Origin of the sequence: Gordonia sp. SCSIO 19800, from assembly GCF_018132775.1 — a bacterium.
GTDB classification, from domain to species: domain Bacteria; phylum Actinomycetota; class Actinomycetes; order Mycobacteriales; family Mycobacteriaceae; genus Gordonia; species Gordonia hongkongensis.
This window is the reverse complement of sequence record NZ_JAGRQM010000015.1, coordinates 112,155-130,437: the sequence shown is the minus strand read 5'-3', so window position 1 is coordinate 130,437 and position 18,283 is coordinate 112,155. Positions and strand designations below refer to the sequence as shown.

15 protein-coding genes are annotated in these 18,283 nt (G+C 68.0%); 9 read left to right on the top strand and 6 right to left on the bottom strand.

Translation table 11 applies throughout. From position 1 onward, the window contains the following. The 3 genes from KB201_RS17065 to KB201_RS17055 form a co-directional block, all read left to right on the top strand. On the top strand, positions 1-212 hold a 212-nt coding region (locus KB201_RS17065), incomplete at its 5' end, for a hypothetical protein (protein ID WP_211539933.1). After that, on the top strand, positions 209-2,428 hold the full coding sequence (locus tag KB201_RS17060; protein WP_035755504.1) for a heavy metal translocating P-type ATPase: 2,220 nt from the start codon (positions 209-211) through the stop codon (positions 2,426-2,428). The genes KB201_RS17065 and KB201_RS17060, both read left to right, overlap by 4 nt. Before the next feature lie 34 nt (positions 2,429-2,462). Continuing rightward, positions 2,463-2,786 carry a metal-sensitive transcriptional regulator gene (locus tag KB201_RS17055; RefSeq protein WP_035755503.1) on the top strand — a complete coding sequence of 108 codons (324 nt, stop codon included), beginning with the start codon at positions 2,463-2,465 and terminating at the stop codon, positions 2,784-2,786. Between the two features lie 51 nt (positions 2,787-2,837). On the opposite strand, the gene KB201_RS17050 is transcribed toward KB201_RS17055, so the two are convergent. Further along, complete coding sequence (locus tag KB201_RS17050) at positions 2,838-3,764, bottom strand: M23 family metallopeptidase (RefSeq protein ID WP_035755502.1); 927 nt, start codon at positions 3,762-3,764, stop codon at positions 2,838-2,840. Between the two features lie 286 nt (positions 3,765-4,050). Between KB201_RS17050 and KB201_RS17045 the strand changes: the two genes are divergently transcribed. Continuing rightward, the gene (locus tag KB201_RS17045; RefSeq protein ID WP_249145849.1) at positions 4,051-4,719 is read left to right on the top strand and encodes a DUF305 domain-containing protein; all 669 of its coding nucleotides are present in this window, start codon (positions 4,051-4,053) and stop codon (positions 4,717-4,719) included. 57 nt (positions 4,720-4,776) lie between these two features. Here the strand turns inward: KB201_RS17045 and KB201_RS17040 are convergent, their stop codons facing one another. Beyond that, positions 4,777-5,733, bottom strand: coding sequence for a M56 family metallopeptidase (locus KB201_RS17040; protein WP_211539932.1), 957 nt, complete (start codon positions 5,731-5,733; stop codon positions 4,777-4,779). A gap of 502 nt (positions 5,734-6,235) precedes the next feature. Here KB201_RS17040 and KB201_RS17035 point away from each other — a divergent pair. Beyond that, the gene (locus tag KB201_RS17035) at positions 6,236-6,388 is read left to right on the top strand and encodes a hypothetical protein (protein ID WP_211539931.1); all 153 of its coding nucleotides are present in this window, start codon (positions 6,236-6,238) and stop codon (positions 6,386-6,388) included. Between the two features lie 463 nt (positions 6,389-6,851). Here KB201_RS17035 and KB201_RS17030 read toward each other — a convergent pair whose 3' ends face one another. Next, positions 6,852-7,088, bottom strand: a complete 237-nt coding sequence (locus tag KB201_RS17030; protein ID WP_035755500.1) for a helix-turn-helix domain-containing protein — start codon at positions 7,086-7,088, stop codon at positions 6,852-6,854. 125 nt (positions 7,089-7,213) lie between these two features. Continuing rightward, the gene (locus KB201_RS17025) at positions 7,214-7,591 is read right to left on the bottom strand and encodes a hypothetical protein (RefSeq protein WP_211539930.1); all 378 of its coding nucleotides are present in this window, start codon (positions 7,589-7,591) and stop codon (positions 7,214-7,216) included. Between the two features lie 105 nt (positions 7,592-7,696). Here KB201_RS17025 and KB201_RS17020 point away from each other — a divergent pair, with 105 nt between their 5' ends. After that, positions 7,697-9,466 (top strand): DNA cytosine methyltransferase, encoded by a 1,770-nt coding sequence (locus KB201_RS17020; protein WP_211539940.1) that lies wholly within the window; start codon positions 7,697-7,699, stop codon positions 9,464-9,466. A gap of 125 nt (positions 9,467-9,591) precedes the next feature. Beyond that, positions 9,592-10,260, top strand: coding sequence for a type IV toxin-antitoxin system AbiEi family antitoxin domain-containing protein (locus KB201_RS17015; RefSeq protein WP_075862488.1), 669 nt, complete (start codon positions 9,592-9,594; stop codon positions 10,258-10,260). A gap of 34 nt (positions 10,261-10,294) precedes the next feature. Here the strand turns inward: KB201_RS17015 and KB201_RS17010 are convergent, their stop codons facing one another. Both KB201_RS17010 and KB201_RS17005 read right to left on the bottom strand, forming a co-directional pair. Continuing rightward, the gene (locus KB201_RS17010; RefSeq protein ID WP_075862465.1) at positions 10,295-10,870 is read right to left on the bottom strand and encodes a hypothetical protein; all 576 of its coding nucleotides are present in this window, start codon (positions 10,868-10,870) and stop codon (positions 10,295-10,297) included. 17 nt (positions 10,871-10,887) lie between these two features. After that, positions 10,888-11,295, bottom strand: coding sequence for a hypothetical protein (locus tag KB201_RS17005; RefSeq protein ID WP_075862464.1), 408 nt, complete (start codon positions 11,293-11,295; stop codon positions 10,888-10,890). A 331-nt stretch (positions 11,296-11,626) separates the two neighbouring features. Between KB201_RS17005 and KB201_RS17000 the strand changes: the two genes are divergently transcribed. Together KB201_RS17000 and mobF are read left to right on the top strand one after the other, a co-directional pair. Then, entirely contained in the window at positions 11,627-11,968 is a 342-nt protein-coding gene (locus KB201_RS17000; protein WP_249145845.1) for a hypothetical protein, read from the top strand. 5 nt (positions 11,969-11,973) lie between these two features. Further along, positions 11,974-18,189, top strand: a complete 6,216-nt coding sequence (gene mobF, locus KB201_RS25205; protein WP_307848080.1) for a MobF family relaxase — start codon at positions 11,974-11,976, stop codon at positions 18,187-18,189. Positions 18,190-18,283: the final 94 nt, after the last annotated feature.

The window sequence follows — 18,283 nt, the reverse complement described above, 5'->3', positions numbered from 1 at the left end:
TCGCCTACAACGTCGCCGCCATCCCCCTCGCCGCACTCGGGTTGCTCAACCCCATGCTCGCCGGCGCCGCGATGGCCTTCTCCAGCGTGTTCGTCGTCAGCAACAGCCTGCGGCTTCGTGCCTTCACCGCACGCACCACACCCGGTGACGACAACCGCACCTTCCACACACCCTCGACACATACCCCCCAGGGGTATAAGGTGGCGTCATGAACGAGCACACCTCTGCTGAACACGCCGGTCACACGGCCGCCGATCAGCACCACCACGGCCAGGTTGAGCACCACGAGGCGGTGCTCGATCACACCGGACATCACCACCCCGATTCCTCTGCCGGACAACGCCATCACGGTTCCGACGACCACGCCGGTCACGACAGTCACAGTGGTCATGCCGGTCACGGCGGTCACGGGCACGGCGGGCATGGTGACCATGTGGGCCAGTTCCGGCAGTTGTTCTGGATCATGCTCGTCCTCGCAGTGCCGGTCGTCGCGTTCTCACCGATGTTTGCCATGCTCATCGGCTATCAGCTGCCCGATACCGGAGTGGTCCAATGGATTTCCCCGGTACTGGGCACGGTGATGTTCGCCTGGGGCGGGCGTCCGTTCCTGTCGGGGGCCGTAAGTGAATTACGCTCGCGCACACCGGGCATGATGTTGCTGATCGCTCTGGCGATCACGGTGGCCTTCGTCGCCTCGTGGGGAGCCAGTCTCGAGGTTGTGCACCATGAACTGGACTTCTGGTGGGAACTGGCCCTGCTGATCGTCATCATGCTGCTGGGGCATTGGATCGAGATGCGGTCGCTGGCCCAGACGACCTCGGCGCTGGACTCGTTGGCGGCACTGCTGCCTGATGAGGCCGAACGCGTCGACGGTGAACAGATCAGCATTGTGGCCCCGGCGCAGTTGCAGGTCGGGGATGTGGTGATCGTGCGCCCTGGTGCCAGCGTTCCCGCCGACGGCCGCGTCATCGACGGAACCGCCGAGGTCGACGAATCGATGGTGACCGGTGAATCGCGCACCGTCCGCCGTGGCGTAGGTGATCCGGTCGTCGCCGGAACGGTGGCCACCGATTCCGGTCTACGCGTGCAAGTCACCGCGACCGGTGAGAACACTGCGTTGGCCGGTATCCAGCGGCTGGTCACCGACGCCCAGAATTCGTCGTCACGTGCGCAACGCCTCGCCGATTCCGCGGCCGCGCTGCTGTTTTGGTTCGCACTGACCGCTGCGGTCATCACCGCGATCGTGTGGACGGTGATCGGTCAACCCGATGACGCGGTCATCCGCACGATCACCGTGCTGGTCATCGCCTGCCCGCACGCGCTCGGGCTGGCCATACCGCTGGTGGTCGCCATCGCCACCGAACGCGCTGCCCGCGGGGGAGTGCTGATCAAAGACCGCCTCGCCCTGGAAGCTATGCGCACCGTGGACGCAGTGCTGTTCGACAAGACCGGAACCCTCACCAAGGGGGAACCGACTGTGATCGCCGTCGAGCCCGCCCCTGGTAGCGACGCCGAGGACGTGCTGGCCGCCGCTGCCGCCGCCGAAGCGGACAGCGAACACCCCCTGGCCCGGGCGATTGTCGCCGCCGCCCGAGACCGGGCCCTGCAGATCCCCTCGGCCACCGAGTTCACCTCCTCACCCGCGGTCGGGGTCAGCGCCCATGTCGAAGGGACGGTCGTGCGGGTCGGCGGGCCGCGCATGCTCGAGGAGCACCGCCGGCACGAACTCGCCATCGCCGAGCAGTGGCGCGCCGACGGGGCCATCATCTTGCACGTCGTGCGTGACGACGAGGTCGTCGGCGCGATCAAACTCGCCGACGAAGTACGTGCGGAGTCCCGCCAAGCCGTCGACGCCCTGCACCAAGTGGGCGTGGCGGTAGTGATGATCACCGGTGATGCCGAAGCGGTCGCGCACAGCGTCGCCGCAGAGCTCGGTATCGACCGGGTCTTTGCCGGGGTGCGCCCTGAGGACAAAGCCGACAAGGTCGCCGAGTTGCAGCGCGAGGGCCGCAAAGTCGCCATGGTCGGCGACGGCGTCAACGATGCCCCCGCACTCGCTCAAGCCGACGTCGGCATCGCCATCGGCGCGGGCACCGACGTCGCGATCGCCTCGGCCGGAGTCATCCTCGCCAGCGATGACCCGCGTTCGGTGCTCTCGGTGATCGAACTGTCCAAGGCCAGCTACCGCAAGATGAAGCAAAACCTGTGGTGGGCAGCGGGATACAACCTGATCTCGGTGCCACTGGCTGCCGGGATCCTCGCCCCGATCGGATTCGTGCTGCCCATGTCGGTCGGTGCCATCCTGATGTCGGCGTCCACGGTGGTCGTGGCTCTCAACGCCCAGCTCCTGCGCCGCCTGGACCTACGCCCGCAGACCAGCACCACCCACGCGCTGCACGACACCCGCCCCACAGCCAGCACTGGGTAAGGAAACAGACCCTTGAAAAGGAGATGATTGTCCGATGACGACATCGTCCGCACCGGAGAACGAGTGCGCACATACCGCGCACGGCTACATCAGTGACAAAAGCCGCTACCTCGCGCGACTCAAACGCATCGAGGGCCAAGCCCGCGGAATCCACCGCATGGTCGATGAAGAGCAATACTGCATCGACATCCTCACCCAGATATCGGCGCTGACCAAGGCGCTCGAAGGTGTCGCGCTCGGCCTGCTCGACGACCACCTCAAACACTGCGTCCTCGACGCCGCCCAGGCCGGCGGCGCCACCGCCGAGGACAAGATCGCCGAAGCCTCCGCCGCCATCGCCCGACTCGTCCGTTCCTGATCCCCACCCGCACAACCGATCACGCCCGACCCTCGGCGCGGACGCATCCGCTCACGTCCGTGGCTGTCGCACCCACTGCGGCACCACCGGCCCGCCCGGGGCCGGGCGTTCGGCCTCGGCATCAACGGCCAGCACCACCCCACGCTCGGCCAGCCACTGTGCGGGATCGACATTCACCCCGGCGGGATCGAGAACCTCGAAATGCAGGTGCGGGCCGGTCGACACACCGCGGTTGCCCACCGTGGCCACGATCTGTCCCATCCGGACCCGGGTGCCCTGCTCGAGCAGATTCTCATCGTTGTGGCCGTAGGTGGTGATCGTGCCGTCATCGTGGCGGATCCGCATCCACAAGCCGAAGCCTTGCGCTGGGCCGGCGGTGATGATCTCCCCATCGGCCACCGCGACAATCGGAGCACCCAGATCGTTGCCGATGTCGATGCCCTGATGGCCGCGCCCATCCCCGAACGTCGAGGTGATCGAGCCGGCAGTAGGCGCCACCGCACCCCCGCTCCCCGGCACCGCAGCACCCGGAGCCCCCGGTTGTGGTTGCGGCCCATGCGGGACGCTGGGATCGTGCGGCACCAACGCCGCCACCAACGTTGCCACCAGACGAGCCAGCGGCAACGCATCGATGATGCGAAAGCCACTGAGCGGATCGACAGTCGAACCAAACGCGCCGAAACACTCCAACGCGGCCACACTGCCGCTGTCGCTGCTCCCGGACTGCGCATGATCACGTAAACACGACGACGCATGCTTGATCGGCTCACCCAAGCTCGCTGCCGCCGCACCGCCCAGCGCCGCCTTGACCGTGTCCTGCACGAGAACCACCAGCTCCCGGGCGACATGGTCATCGGGTGCGGCCGCCGCGGGCAGCACCGGCGCCCACGCCACACCCACTGCCGTCGCCACCGCGACCACCATGAGCATCCACCGCCCGTTCACTGCGCCCGCGAACGAAGCCACCACCATGTGCATACCGTCGAACCCTTCTGACGTCGACGTCGACCACCACTCGGGCGGATCGAATCGATGCCGAAAGTCCACGCCGAGAGAGCGACGCCCAGCATCACACCACGCACACCACCAGCCCCACCAGTCACACAAGTTCCCACGACTGCAGCCGTGATTTTCGTCGCGAGACATGCTTCCCGCAGGTCAGTAGGGGAAAGGCAAGGGCCCGAACCGCACCGAACTACTATCGTGGCTAGTAGAATTGTTATCGAAGCGCCACCTTGCGGGGCGTCTGAAACAAGGAGGACAGATGTCGACAAAGCGCGCGCGCATCATCATCGGGGCATCAGCGGCGGGCCTGCTGGTGTTGGCGGGCTGTTCCGACTCCGAGGGACAAGACCACTCCTCGATGACGGGAATGGTCACCACCACCTCGATAGCGGCACCATCGTCTGCGGCCGACATGGGCGAGCACAACGCGGCCGACATGACCTTCGCCCAGGAGATGATTTCCCATCACGCACAAGCGATCACGATGAGCAACATCCTGCTCGACAAGAACGACATCAATCCCGAGGTCGTCCGACTGGCCCAGCAGATCAAAGCCGCCCAGCAGCCCGAGATCGACCAGATGAAGTCCTGGGTGACCACGTGGGGAGCTTCGATGAGCTCGAGCTCGCAGGGCCACGACATGAGTCAGATGAGTGCCGGGGAATCGATGTCGCCGTCAATGGGCGGTCACGACATGCCCGGAATGATGACCGAACAACAGTTCCAACAGCTGCGCGAGGCCCAGGGAACCGCGGCGGCTCGCCTCTACCTCACACAGATGATCGAGCACCACCGCGGCGCCGTCGCCATGGCCAAGACCGAGATCCAGGACGGGAAGAACCCCGAAGCCATCGCACTGGCGCGAAAGATCATCTCCGACCAGGAATCGGAGATCGCCGAGATGCAGCGACTACTCGCCGGCCTGTAAGTGGCCCAGCCGCACCCGCCCGACGGCCTCGAGCAAATGACACGCTCGCTTTCACCATCACAGCAGGCAAGCTACCGCCACCAGCGCCGACACGGCGCCGGTGGCGGTGACGACGGTAGGTAGGACAACAACCCCTGCAACCGTGGCAGCGGCCATTGCGTGGTGACCACGTGACACACATCGCCGACCGTCATAGAGCCGGTGCAAACGCGGCGTCACACTCGCAGAATCACTGATCGACAACGCCCCCGCCGGAAAATCCGACGACCCGGCCGATCGGGCCAGCGTTCCCAACGCCGAGCACACTGTCCGGGTGCCGACCTGTTCGGCCGCCCGTGCATCAGCGGCCTGCTCGACAAGTGTCGCCACCTCATCAGCACCGCGAGCGAACAGCGGAATGAACGGCAACGCTCGGCCCAGAACCCCAGCGAGCAACACGATCGCGTGATGCCGCTGGCGTCGGTGTGCGCGTTCGTGAGCCATCACAGCATTCAGTTCAGCGCCGGTCAGAACGTCCTGCAAACCCGTCGTCGCAGCGATCCCCGCGTTGCGGCCCGGCAAACAGAAGGCCATCGGCCGCTGATCGCTGAGCCACCACACATCAGGAAACCGATCACAACGTTGGCCAACCAGACGTAACGCTTGCAGATAGTGCTCGCGTGCCCGGCCCATTGCGACCGCAGCACGTGCCACCAAGGACACCACCCAAACGGCCGCCGCCACCGTGCTGGCCAGCACCGCTACCCCAGCCACGGTCTCCACCTGGGCCGGCGCGCCATGAGACAACACACGCAGGCAGGAGGCCACCGCCGACAACTTATGCACGCCGAAGTGGTTCGGCACCACCAGCACCGACACCGCAGCGACCCACAACGCCGTGAACATCGCCTGGGCGGCCGGCCACGCCACCAACACCCACCGAGCATCGATGCGTGGCTGGATACGCACCATCCACCGCGGCCACCACCAACCCAGCAGAGCCGCTGCAGCCACCAGCACCACCGCCATGCTCATCAGCGCCAACCCATCTCGCGCCAGGCGCCGACGGTGTTCAACTCGCTGGGACCGTTCTCCATCAATCCTTCTTCCCTCGCCACACGGCACTGCACCCAAGTATGACCGGAACATCCGCCTGCATGCCCCAAGAAACTCGGCACCGCAACCCCTAGAACGCTCCCTACTAATGGAGATAGTATTTAGAGTCGATGTGGACAGGGGTCATAGTGAACCTCGCCGACAAGGGAGCGTTTCGGGTGGTCACAGGTTTCGAGCACGTCGATGATGAGCAGCGCCGGTACCGAAAGGCCATGCGAGACGTCCGGCGGGCGCCAACACCCCACTCAGCGCACACTTTCTTCGCCGAAGCACATGGCCTCTGCACGACGAACCGCCGACGGCACGTCACCGCTCATCTAGGCATGGCGCGCCAGCTGGCGAAACTCGGCGACAATCGAGGATCGATACACCACACGGCCGCAGCAATTGGCGTTGCCGCCAAGATTCGAGCCTGCCCTAGGTGACATGGCTGGCCGATCGTGCATGGTGCGTCGCCGACCCGCACTTCGCCACCATCGGTGCCAGTGCCGCCGCAATCACCGACACCCTTGCCGACTCGAGGATCGATACCGTCGACGACGACCCAAGAGTCGATCCCCCGCGCTACCTCTGATGGCGGAGCGGCAGCACAGCGGATCACCAGCTACGACGTCGTAAGGTACATCTTCGGCGAATTGCGGTGTATAGCACTATCTTTCGTCACCAGTGACGATAGTGAACGGGAATCACGGGGCCGAACGCCCCGGCTGATGTACATTTGCAACAGCGAACCGGATCACATTGGTGGCTCTTAGAGCGCGCCGATGGTGATGTTGTTCGTTGCACGCCAGCAGCTTTGGCTACTTGTGACTGCGTCTGACCGCAGCTGGCTCGCGCGCCGCGAACATGCTTGCCCAGTTGTCGACTACAGCAAAGATCCGGTTTGCTAATGTGGCGACGCGTTCTTCTGAGTTGCCACACCCAGCCGAAGACCGTTCTCACAGGATCGGAGGGGAGGGCGGTGAGGCCCCCTACTGTGCAGTCCCTCTCCCCTCCGTCCTGGGTCCGAGGCCGCGTGTCACCCCATGCAGGGAAGGTCAGTGCCCGATCTTATGAAGTAGCTGCGAGGCCGGCATTTTCAGAGCTTTGGCGATGCGCGCCAGGGTGATGATGGTTGCTCGCCGCGATCCGTCTTCCACGCCGCGCAGCATGTTGCGCTCGACGCCGGCCTCGAGACCCAGGGCCCGCTGACTGAGGCCCAGTTCCTCGCGGCGGGTCGTGATCGCTTCTCCGAGAGCGCGTAGCAACGCAGGTTCGTCGATGTCGACGGCCATGACGGCTCCTCCTCCCCTATCGCCCGCCAGGTCGGCGGGCGCACTCGGCGTGGCTGAGCCTACCGGCGAGGTCGCCGCGGGCGGCACTACGACGGCGGTGCGCCCGGTCGGCGCGGGACAGCTGCTCACTGCGCGGGTTTCACGATCGTCAGGGTCAGCTGGTCGTCGTCGATGTGCTCGTCGAACTCCTCGATGGCCAGCCAGTGGTCGCAGACGTACTGGTCGCGCTCGGAATCGTCCATCGCTGCCCACTGCTCGGGCAGCGGGCCGACGTAGCGCTGCACCCGGCGGACCAGATACGACCGCTCGACAACCTCGGTGCGCGCCAGCTCGGGCATCGCTTGCTCGACCAGCCCGACAAGGGCGGCAGCCGCGTCATGTTCAGCGTCGACACTGCCTGCGAGGTCGCAGGCTCGGCGCCACTGCTCGATGCTTGCGGCGATCGCTCGCGCATGAACGCTCATCGGTGTTGCCGCGCAGGTGTTTTCGGTGGTCGTTGCCATGTGCTGCTCCTTCTTACGCCGTGCCGTAATGGTTGCCTATAGGCTACCGCTGATGGTAGTCTATAGGCAACCACCACGGATGGAATGGGCGAGGAAGCGACGATCATGGGGCACATCATCTCGAAGACAGCGGAACATCGACCGGCGCTGCGTCGCAGACGATTCCGTCACGACAACCCGACCGCGCTGGACTTGTTCTCAGGATTTGGCGGATTCACCCAGGGCATCGAGGCCGCAGGATTCGACACCATCGTCGGGGCCAACCACAACCGCTACAAGGTCGAGGTACACGAGGCCAACCACCCGCACGTCGAGCACTGGATCGCCGATCTGATCAACACCGACTCCGACACCTACCACTCGGTGCGCGAACTCCCGGCGGCCGACCTGCTGGTCGCGGGGGTGACCTGCACCAACCACTCCCAGGCCAACACCCAACGTGCCTACGAACAGGGTCTGACGTTGTTCGACCTCGACGACCCCGAGTTCGAGGAACGCGCCACCCGATCCGAGCGGGACCGCGCCACGGCCAACTGCGTGCTGCACTACGCCGATCAGCACCACCCGCTGCTGATCCTGGTCGAATGCACCACCGAGTTGCAGTCCTGGGGACCAGCGGTGCCCGGGCGACGCAAGGTCGGCGACGGGTCGACGTATCGGTGGTGGCTGCGCGAGATCACCAAGCTCGGCTACGAGCACAAGGTGCTCTACCTCAACTCGATGTTCTTCGGCGTCCCCCAGAGCCGGGACCGGCTCTACATCGTGTTCTGGGACCGCACGCTGCCCGCTCCCGACCTCGACCATCGCCCCCAGGCGTGGTGTGGCCCCTGCGATGAGGCTGTCGAGGCGATGTGGGCGTGGAAGACCGGCGTGCCCGCCAGCGGATCGGTGCGCTACGGCAAGCAGTACAACTACCGTTGCCCGCGCTGCTTCGGTGAGGTCTCCCCCACCACCACACCGTCGTTGACGGCCCTGGACCTCAGCCACCTGGGCACCCGCATCGGCGAGCGGACCAAGCCGCTGGCCCCGGCGACCATGGCCCGTGCCGAGCGGTGCCGCCAGAAGTTCGCCGAGTTCCCCGCTGTGCTGATGCCGGCCAAGGCCCAACGCGGCGTGGAACGCCATCCGCTGCAACCGATGGCCACCCAGACCTCGCAGCAAAAGACCGCGCTGCTCAGTACCGGCGCCATCATGGTCGCCGCCGGAAACACCTTCGAGCGCCCCGGATCGCAGTGCCGGACCCGGACCCTGGGTCAGCCGCTGTGGACCCAGCCCGCCACCAACACTACCGGCCTGCTCACTCCCCCGGTCGCGATGGCCATCAACAACTTCCAGGGCGCACCACGCGGCCTCGACGAGGCGCTGCCCACCCAGGGCGGTTCGGAGACCCTGAGCATCGTGTCCTCGGGTGTGGTGCCCTTCCGCAAGCACACCACCCCGACCAGCCACGCCCAGGCCATGCCGACAGTCACCGCCGAACAGACCCCCGGCCTGCTCACCGCGACCGGCGACCCCGCCCTACTCGCAGGCTGGTTCAAACAGAACGGCAGCACCGGCACCGAAACCGCCGCGCACCCGCTCACCGACCCACTGGGCACCCTGACCAGCCGCGACACCACCGCCCTGCTGGCCTCCCACTGGCGCGACGCCCTCGCCGACATCCCGCTCGATGAGTGCTTCTTCCGCATGATGACCCCGCACGAGGTCGGCCGCGGCTGCGGATTCGACCCCGACTTCGGCGACCACAAAGGCACCTTCACCGTGTGGGGCAAAGGCCGCGACCAGATCGACGGCTACGGCAACGCCGTCACCCCACCCGTGCCGCTGTGGATCGGCACCCGCCTACGCGAAGTCCTGCACCCCACCAGCGGATGACGACGTCGACCGCCCCGGCACACCGTGACCCCTGTGCCGGGGCATCCGGCCCAGTCCGGACGGACGGGCCGCGCTCGGACAGCTCGGAAAGCCTCACCGATCACACCCGTTGCTATTATTGCTGCATGATCGACGCTGGCCGGTGGGGCGCGATCCGCGACCTGGCGGATCGCCAGTTCGGCCTGTTCACCGCCGCCCAAGCCCGCAACCTCGGCGTCGCGCCGTACGTCCTGGCTCGCCTCGCCGCGCGCGAGGCCATCGTTCGGGTCCACCACGGCGTCTACGAGCTCCCCGAGTCCTCGGCCTGGACGACCCTCGGTGACTGGGCGGCACAGTGGTTGGCGCTGCACCCGGCCGCCGACATCGAGGAACGACGAGCACGCCCCGACAGCGTCGTGAGCCACGCCGCCGCCGCCCAGGTCCTGCGCCTGGGCACGATCACCGCATCCGGGCTCGAGCTGAGCAGCCCACACCGCATCAACGTCCGCGACCCGTCGGTGCGCACCTGGCGCCGGCCGATCGGTGACCGCGGCCGCGACTGGGACCTCGTCGATGGGCTGCCGGTGACCACACCCGCGCGCACCATGGTCGACCTGCTCCTCACCCATGGCGACGGCGGACACCTCGGAACCGCGCTACACACCTGCCTGACCGAGTCGCTGGTCGACGCCGACGAGCTGATCGCAGCGTGCGACCGGGCCGCACCGCGCTGGAACTACGCCTCGGGTGCTGAGCTGTTCGCTTCGCTGCTCGATCAGGCCCAGATGCCGGCCGAACCGGTGCTGGTCGGCTGATGGCGTATGCGTCCGAGGAAGGCGGAGGTCGGTGTCAGAACAGGCCGAGCTGGTCGGCGGGTGTGGACGGCACGGGTTGGAACAGTCGGTGTGCCTGTTCGGGGTCGCCGCCGTCGCGTAGGTAGGTGCGCAGCATGATCGAGCGTGCGGCGCGGTCTATGGCGGTGGTTGGTCGTGATCCGCGGTGGCGGCCGAGACCGACGGCGTAGGTGAGGTTGTTGGTTTGGGTGCCGATGCGCACGTGTGCGGAATCGACGCGCACGCATAGCGGTTCGTTGCAGTAGTGCTCGCCGATGTCGGCGGCGTCGGCGCCCAGGTCGGGGTGTACCAGCAGCAGCGCGAAACGGTGTGCGCTGATCGCCCGTTGGCGGTTGTTGCGGCGGAAGGTGAATCGGCCGTAGCCGTCTGGTGAGCTGATCGCGCCGATCCAGTACCAGCAGCCGCGGGGCGTGAGGACGACGTGCTGCCAGAAGTGTTGCTCGGCGCGAGCATCGGGCATCAGTGTCGGGTCGGTGACCACACCCGGCGACGGCGTCGTGGTGCCGACCGTCAGGTGGGCGGTCGGCACCGCGAACAGACGGAGTTGATCGTGGTCGGGGTCGACACTCATGGCCGAACCGTAGAACGCTAGGCCGACATCACCCCGGGATCGGATGGCTGCTCGGTGCGCGCCTCATCGGCGGCCGCGTCCGGTGTGGCTGGGGCCGGTGTCGACTCCGCACTCGAGGTGACCTTTTTGGTCCCGACGGACAGGCCCGCCTCACGCAGCAAGGTTTTACCTTTGGCTGCGCTGATCTCCACCAGCTCGGCCGCGCCACTAACACTTCCTACGCGCTCGGCGATCGCGGCCAGCGCGGTGGCTTTCGCGTGGGTGGATCGTTCGGTGATCAGTCGCAGTTCTGCTTCGGCAGCGGCGAGTTCGGAGTCGGCCCGCAGGAACTCGGCGATGTTGGCCTCGTTGGCTTCCATCACCCGCAACTCGGCTTCGAGTTTGCGTTCGAGCTTCGCGCGTTCCTCGGCTCGACGCGTTTCCAACGCGGCAAGGGTTCGTTTGCGCGCAGCAGCGCGCGCCTGGCTTCCAGTGAGTTTTGAATTGTTCGACGGCATACCCGACACGATAACGCCGGCCAACGCCCTCTCGCCACCGCCACACGCCCGCTCTCGGTGCACTTTTAACCCTCACTTCCCCAGCCCTCGCCACCGTTTCCGCCTTCCCACTCCTGCCCCTCACCCTCCTCACCTGCACCAACACCCCCGAACCGCCCCCGCGCCACACCTCACCCCATGTACCCACAACCTCTATAACTCCCACACACCTCTTGCATTCTGGATTCGTCCGACGAAATTAATGTGCCAGAATGCAGCCATGGCCGGTGCCGGGGCGTGCGATCACTGCGGTGGCGTGCTGCCCGGAGACGGCTCGCCGCGACGCGGACGGCCGCGCCGTTGGTGCTCGACGGACTGCCGCCGCGCCGCGTGGGTCCGCCGCCACGACCGGCCCGCCGCGACTGGGATGACCGCCCAGGATGCAGTCGCCCAGGTGCTGGACTCCCCCACCGCCACAGCCGAACTCCTCGCGGGGTTGACGGCGCGGATCGAGGGCGGCGACGAGGTCGCCAGCGGGGTCATTGCCGAGCTGGTCCGGGCGCACCGCGCCAGCGTCCATGCGGTGGCCCGGACCAACGAGCTGCGCCCATTCCGGCGGTGACCTGAGTGACCGCAACCATCCACAAGCTCACCGCCGGCGACGGGTATGAGTACCTGACGAAATCCGTTGCGGCGATGGACGCCACCGACAAAGGGCGGGTGTCTCTGGCCGACTACTACAGCGCCAAAGGTGACTCGCCGGGGCAGTGGATCGGGTCCGGCCTGGCCGGGCTGAGCGACGTCGGATCGGGCCTGGATGTTGCCGATGAGCTCGCCGAGGCGCGCACCGTCGAGGCGGGGTCGATTGTGTCGGCGGCGCAGATGAAGGCACTGTTCGGTGAGGGCCGCCACCCCAACGCCACCGCGATCGAGCAGCACGCCGTGGCCTCCTCGGACTGCCGCGCTGCCCAGGCGTTGGCGGCGACGAAACTGGGCAACGCCTACGCCGTCTACAACGAATTCCCGGAGTTTCTACAGGAACTCGCGGTGGTGTTCCGCGACCACAACCTCGCCCGCGGCGAACGCTGGGATGCGGTCATCGACGACGACACCCGGGCGGCGTTGCGCACCGAGTTGGGGCGCGAGCGATTCACGAAAACCTACCGTCGGCCGCCGCGGGATTCGCGCGAGCTCTCAGGGTTCATCGCGCAGGAAAGCCGTCGGCGTCAGTCGGCGGTTGCCGGCTACGACATGACGTTCAGTCCGGTGAAATCGGTGTCGGCGTTGTGGGCGGTCGCGCCGCTGCCGATGGCTGAGAAGATCGAGGCCGCCCACCGTCAGGCGGTCGCTGATGCACTGGCGTTCATCGAGCGCGAAGCGTGCCTGTCGCGGTTGGGAACCGACGGCATCGCCCAGGTCGACACCGACGGTCTGATCGCTGCAGCGTTTACCCACCGCGACTCCCGCGCCGGGGACCCCGACCTACACACCCACGTCGCCATCTCCAACAAGGTGCGGGTGCGCGACGCCGCCGGGATCACCCGGTGGATGGCCCTGGACGGTACCCCGTTGTTCAAGGCCACCGTGTCGGCCTCGGAGGTGTACAACTCGCGCATCGAGCTGTACCTCCAACGCGATTTGGGGGTGTCGTTCAGCGAACGGTTCTCGGCCGATGTGCGCAAGCGACCTGTCCGCGAGATCGACGGTGTGTCCGCCGAACTGATGGCCCGGTGGTCGTCGCGGCGCGCAGTGATCGAGGAACGAATCGGTGAACTGTCCAAGCAGTTCCTCGCCGATCACGGCCGCGAACCCACAACCGGTGAGGCCTTCGATCTGGCCCAGCAAGCCACCCTGGACACCCGCGAAGCCAAACACGAACCCCGCTCCTACGCCGAGCAGCGCCAGGCGTGGCGGGCCGATGCGCGACGCATCCTCGGCGGCGATCGGGCGATCAGCGACCTCGTGCACGAGGCCACCCATCCACGCCCGCGTACTCGCGAGCACCCGGAGTTCACCGACGAGTTGTGCACCGAGCTCGCCGCCAATTGCATCGAGAACATCTCGGCCACGCGCGCCCGCTGGCAGCGTCCGCATCTGCGTGCCGAAGCCGAACGTCAACTGCGTGCCCGCGACTTCGCCGGCATCACCGACACCGACGAACTCGCCGCCGCGGTCGAGCGCATCGTCGACACCGCACTGGCCGCCGACACCAGCGTCGCGGTGTCCTCTGACGCCCTCGACGGCGACCTCAACGAACCCGAGGTGTTGCGTCGCGCGAACGGCGAATCAGTGTTTGTGCGCCACGACGTCGCGCTGCACACCAGCACCGACATCCTCGCCGCCGAACACCGCATCGTGGCCGCTGCCAAACGCTTCGACGGCCGCCGACTCGACGAGACGACCGTCGACATCGCGTTGCTCGAGCAAGCCGCCAACGGCCGCGAACTCAACGCCGGACAGGCCGCCATGGTGCGCGAACTGGCGACCTCCGGGCGCCGTGTGCAACTGGTCCTCGCGCCCGCCGGTACCGGTAAGACCACCGCCATGCGCACCCTCGCACGGGCGTGGACCGACAGCGGCGGCACCCTCATCGGCCTGGCCCCCACCGCTGCCGCCGCGGCGGTGCTGCGCGAGGAACTGGACACCACCACCGACACTGCCGCCAAACTCGTCCAACTCGCCACCGCGGAACGCGAACTCGCCCAGACCCGCGCCCTGGCCGCCACACCACGCTGGCGCACCATCGGTAAACCCGAGCTCGCCAACAAGGTCGCCGCCGCCAAGAAAACGCTGGCCGACCCGACATATCAGAACCTCACACTGCCCGACTGGTACACCCAGATCGGCCCCGACACCCTCGTCGTCGTCGACGAAGCCGGGATGGCCTCCACGGCCGATCTCGACGAGGTCATTCGGTGCGTGGCCGCCCGCGGTGGCAGTGTGCGTCTGGTTGGCGACGACCAGCAACTCGCCTCGATCTCGGCCGGCGGTGTGCTGCGCGACGTCGCGCACGAGACCGGCGCACTCACCCTGAGCCAAGTGGTGCGGTTCTCCGATGCCGCCGAAGGTGCGGCGTCGCTGGCGCTGCGTGACGGTGACCCCGCCGCCCTCGGTTTCTACGCCGACCACGGCCGCATCCACATCGAATCCGATGCTGCCGCCGCCGATGACGCCTACCGGGCATGGGCACGTGACCGCGCACAGGGCCGCGACACCGTGATGATCGCCGCCACCCGCGACACCGTCAACGCGCTCAACGAACGCGCCCGCGCCGACCGCCTGGCCGCCATCGACCCACACCTGCACGGGCCAGAACTGCGGCTGTCGGACGGGTTGTCGGCCAGCGTCGGCGACATCATCAGCACCCGCAGCAACCGCCGCGATCTACGCGTGTCGGCCACCGACTGGGTCCGCAACGGCGACCGGTGGCGGGTCACCCACATCGGCGCCGACGGCACCCTCACCGCCCAGCACCTCGACCTCAACCGGCACGTGCAGCTACCCGCTGACTACGTCGCCGAACACACCACCCTCGGCTACGCCTCCACCATCCACGCCGCCCAGGGCATGACCGCCGACACCTGCCACGTCATCGGCTCCGACGCCCTAGACCGCCAGCTGCTCTACGTCGCGATGACCCGCGGCCGCCACGGCAACCACATCTACCTGCCCACCACCGAAACCGACCCACACAACGCCACCACCCCCAAGGCCCGCCACCCCCAAACGGGGCTGGAAACCCTGGCGGCGATCCTCGGCCGCGACGGCGCCCAACAGTCGGCGACCACCGCCCAACGCGAAGCCGCCGACCCGTTCCTGCGCCTGGCCCGCGCCGCGGCCGCCTACGACCACGCCCTCGGTGCCGCCGCCGAACACACCCTCGGCGCCAAGGCGCTGCGCGACCTCGAACACGACGCCGACGCCCTCTACAGCACCCACACCGGCACCCCCGCGGGCACGCTCACCGCGTGCGCGGCCTGGCCCACCCTGCGCACCCACCTCGCCACGCTGGCCCTCGGTGGCGACGACCCGATCGCGCGGCTGCAGGCCGCGATCACCCACCGCGAACTGGCCACCGCCGCCGACCCGGCCGCCGTGCTCGACTGGCGACTGGACCCCACCCAACAACACTCCGCAGGCGGCGGGCCCCTGCCCTGGCTGCCGCGGGTCCCCGACGGGTTCGACGACCCCCAGTGGGCGCCCTACCTCACCCGCCGCGACGCCCTCGTCACCGACCTCGCCGCCGCCGTCACCGAACGCGCCACCGCCTGGGACGCCACCACCGCCCCCGTGTGGGCGCGTCCGCTGCTGCTGGCTGACCCCGAACGCGGCGGCGAGCTCGTCGCCGAACTCGCCGTGTTCCGCGCAGCCCGCTACGTCGACGACACCGACCGGCGTCCCGCCGGACCGCGACCAGATTCCATCGCCTTGGCGCGGCGTCACGCCGCGCTGACCGAGCGCGCCGACGCGCTCATCACCACCACCGCCGAGGCCGCCCGCTACGCCGACCTCGCCCGCGACCTCGACCCCCACCTGCTCGCCGACCCGTACTGGCCCGAACTCGCCGACCACCTGGCGCTGGCCGCCCGCGCCGGCCTCGACGTCGATGCTCTGGCCCGCGACGCCCTCGCCGACAACCCGCTGCCCACCGAAATGCCCGCCGCCGCACTGTGGTGGCGGCTGTCCGGTGAGTTGGCGCCCGCCGCGGCCGAAGCCACGAACACCGGACTGCGCCCCGACTGGGCAGACGCTCTCGTCGGGATCGTCGGGGACCGGGCCGCCGAAGCGATCCTGACCGACCGCGCCTGGCCGGCACTCGTGGCCGCGGTCAGCGCCGCCGACCCCGTCCAGTGGACCCCCCACGACCTGCTTGACCTCGCCGACACCCTGCTCCACAGCGGCGCCGACGACGACCACACCGTGCGGCTCGACGAATACGCCCGCCTGCTCACCTGGCGAGTCGAACTGCTCGTCACCCACAGCAGCCACGCCACCGACACCACCCCACTACCGCCGGCACCGCCCACCCTCGAAGACGAAGCCGCCGCCGAAGCCGCAGCCGAAGCCGCCGGACTGGCAGACCCCTGGGCCGACACCCTCACCGGCCAGCCCGGCAACGACCTTGATGAGAACGTCGGCGTTGACGAGGACTACCTCGCCGCGCTCACCGACACCGATCCGCCGCCGGACACTGGCGTCGATGTCCTCGATCCGGACGACCTCGACCGTTACGAGGATCTGGCCTTCGACGAGTTCGCCGCTGACGTCGTTGCTGCTGCACCTGATCGGTTCGCCGCGCCGACCGACCTCGCCGAGTGCATTGCGCTGCGTTATGAACTGACCGCCCAGCTTGCCGAACTCGGCACCGACTTGGCGCAGCTGCGTGAGGCGATCAACGCCGGCACCAGCGCCCACCAGCAGGCCATGGCACCGCATGTCTTGGCGTTGCGCGCTGCTGCCGATCACCAGTTCGCCGCGGCCGCCGACACCGCCGGGCATCACCACGACTTGATGATGGCCGAACAACTCATCGAAGACCTCACCAACCAGGCATCCGCCCTGCGCCGCACCGCCGCCCAGCTCCGCGCCGCCGACACCACCGACCTCGATCCCCTCAGCGACGATGAAGCACCCGACCTCGCCGCGCTACGCGCCGAGGCCGATGCCACCGCTCTGGACTGGCGCGTCACCGCCGCGGTCGCCGACCGCGACGCCCTCGCCGCCGTCTACGCCGACGCCACTACCCGCCTCGAGGAGGCGATCGCCGAATCCGGTGGTGTCCGTGTCACCGACACCGACGTCGAACTCATGCGCCTGCAAGCCAGCGAACTCGACGAACTCAACCTCGCGGACCTGCGCGGCCGCCGCGCCGACCTCACTACCCGCATCTATCGAATCGACAACCGCCTCAACCACGTCCACGCCCTCACCCAGACCGCGCACCACCACCGCGACACCTTCCTCATGCCGACCACGGCCACCGGGCCCGTCGCTACCCCCGACGCGGTCACGCCGACGGCGACGCAACCCGCCGCCGAAGCCACCGCCACCGCGGTCGCCGAACCGGCGGCCGACGCCGAGCTGCACGACTGGCTCCACCAAGACCCGCTCCGCGTCATGAGCGACGACCAGCTCACCGCGCACCTGCGCACCCTCACCCGCCGCCACACCCTCGCCGTCGACGATCTGAGGACCAGCCGACCAGCGCCCGAGCGGACGCCGCGGGTGCGCGCCGAGCACGCCGAACTCGCCGACACCGTCGACCGCATCGCCACCGCCCGCACCGCCGGACGCGCTCTCGCCGGCGCCGCCGCCCGCGTCACAGAGGCGCGCGCCGAGTTGGCGGGACTGCCGCCTGCCGGGCGGGGGCGCAAAGCCCGCGCAGAGCACGACCAGCACCACCAGCGCCTCGCCGAGGCGGTCGCCGCGGCCGAGCGTCAGCACCAGTACCTCGCCGCAGCCCACGAACAGACCAAGCGAGAGGTTGGTGTTCCCGAACACCAGTGGGACGAATTGACCGCCCGCGCCGCCGACACTGCCACGCTTGCAGGCGAACTGGCTGCGGCCGAACATGCCGACGCCCGTGCCCGCCAGCTCCACCAGAAAGCCATCGACGACCGTGACGACGCCGCCGCTGCCATCGCTCACGCCCGAGCCGAAGTGGCCCGCCGCGATACGCTTCCGGCCGAAACCCGTGCCGCCGAAGACACCATCCGGGCTCTCATCGCACCGCCGCGTGGTCGCGACGTCTCCACGACAGCCGCACCGCCGTCCTCTACACCTCGCCCCCGCGATCTACCGCCGGAGCGGCATCGAGGCCACGACCACGGCATCGGCGACTAACATGCCCACCTGGTTGGCGCGCAGGAAGGTTCGGCGGTCTCTGAAATACCGAACACTCGGAAGGTCGAACTAAACTAGGTGCCATGACGACCTC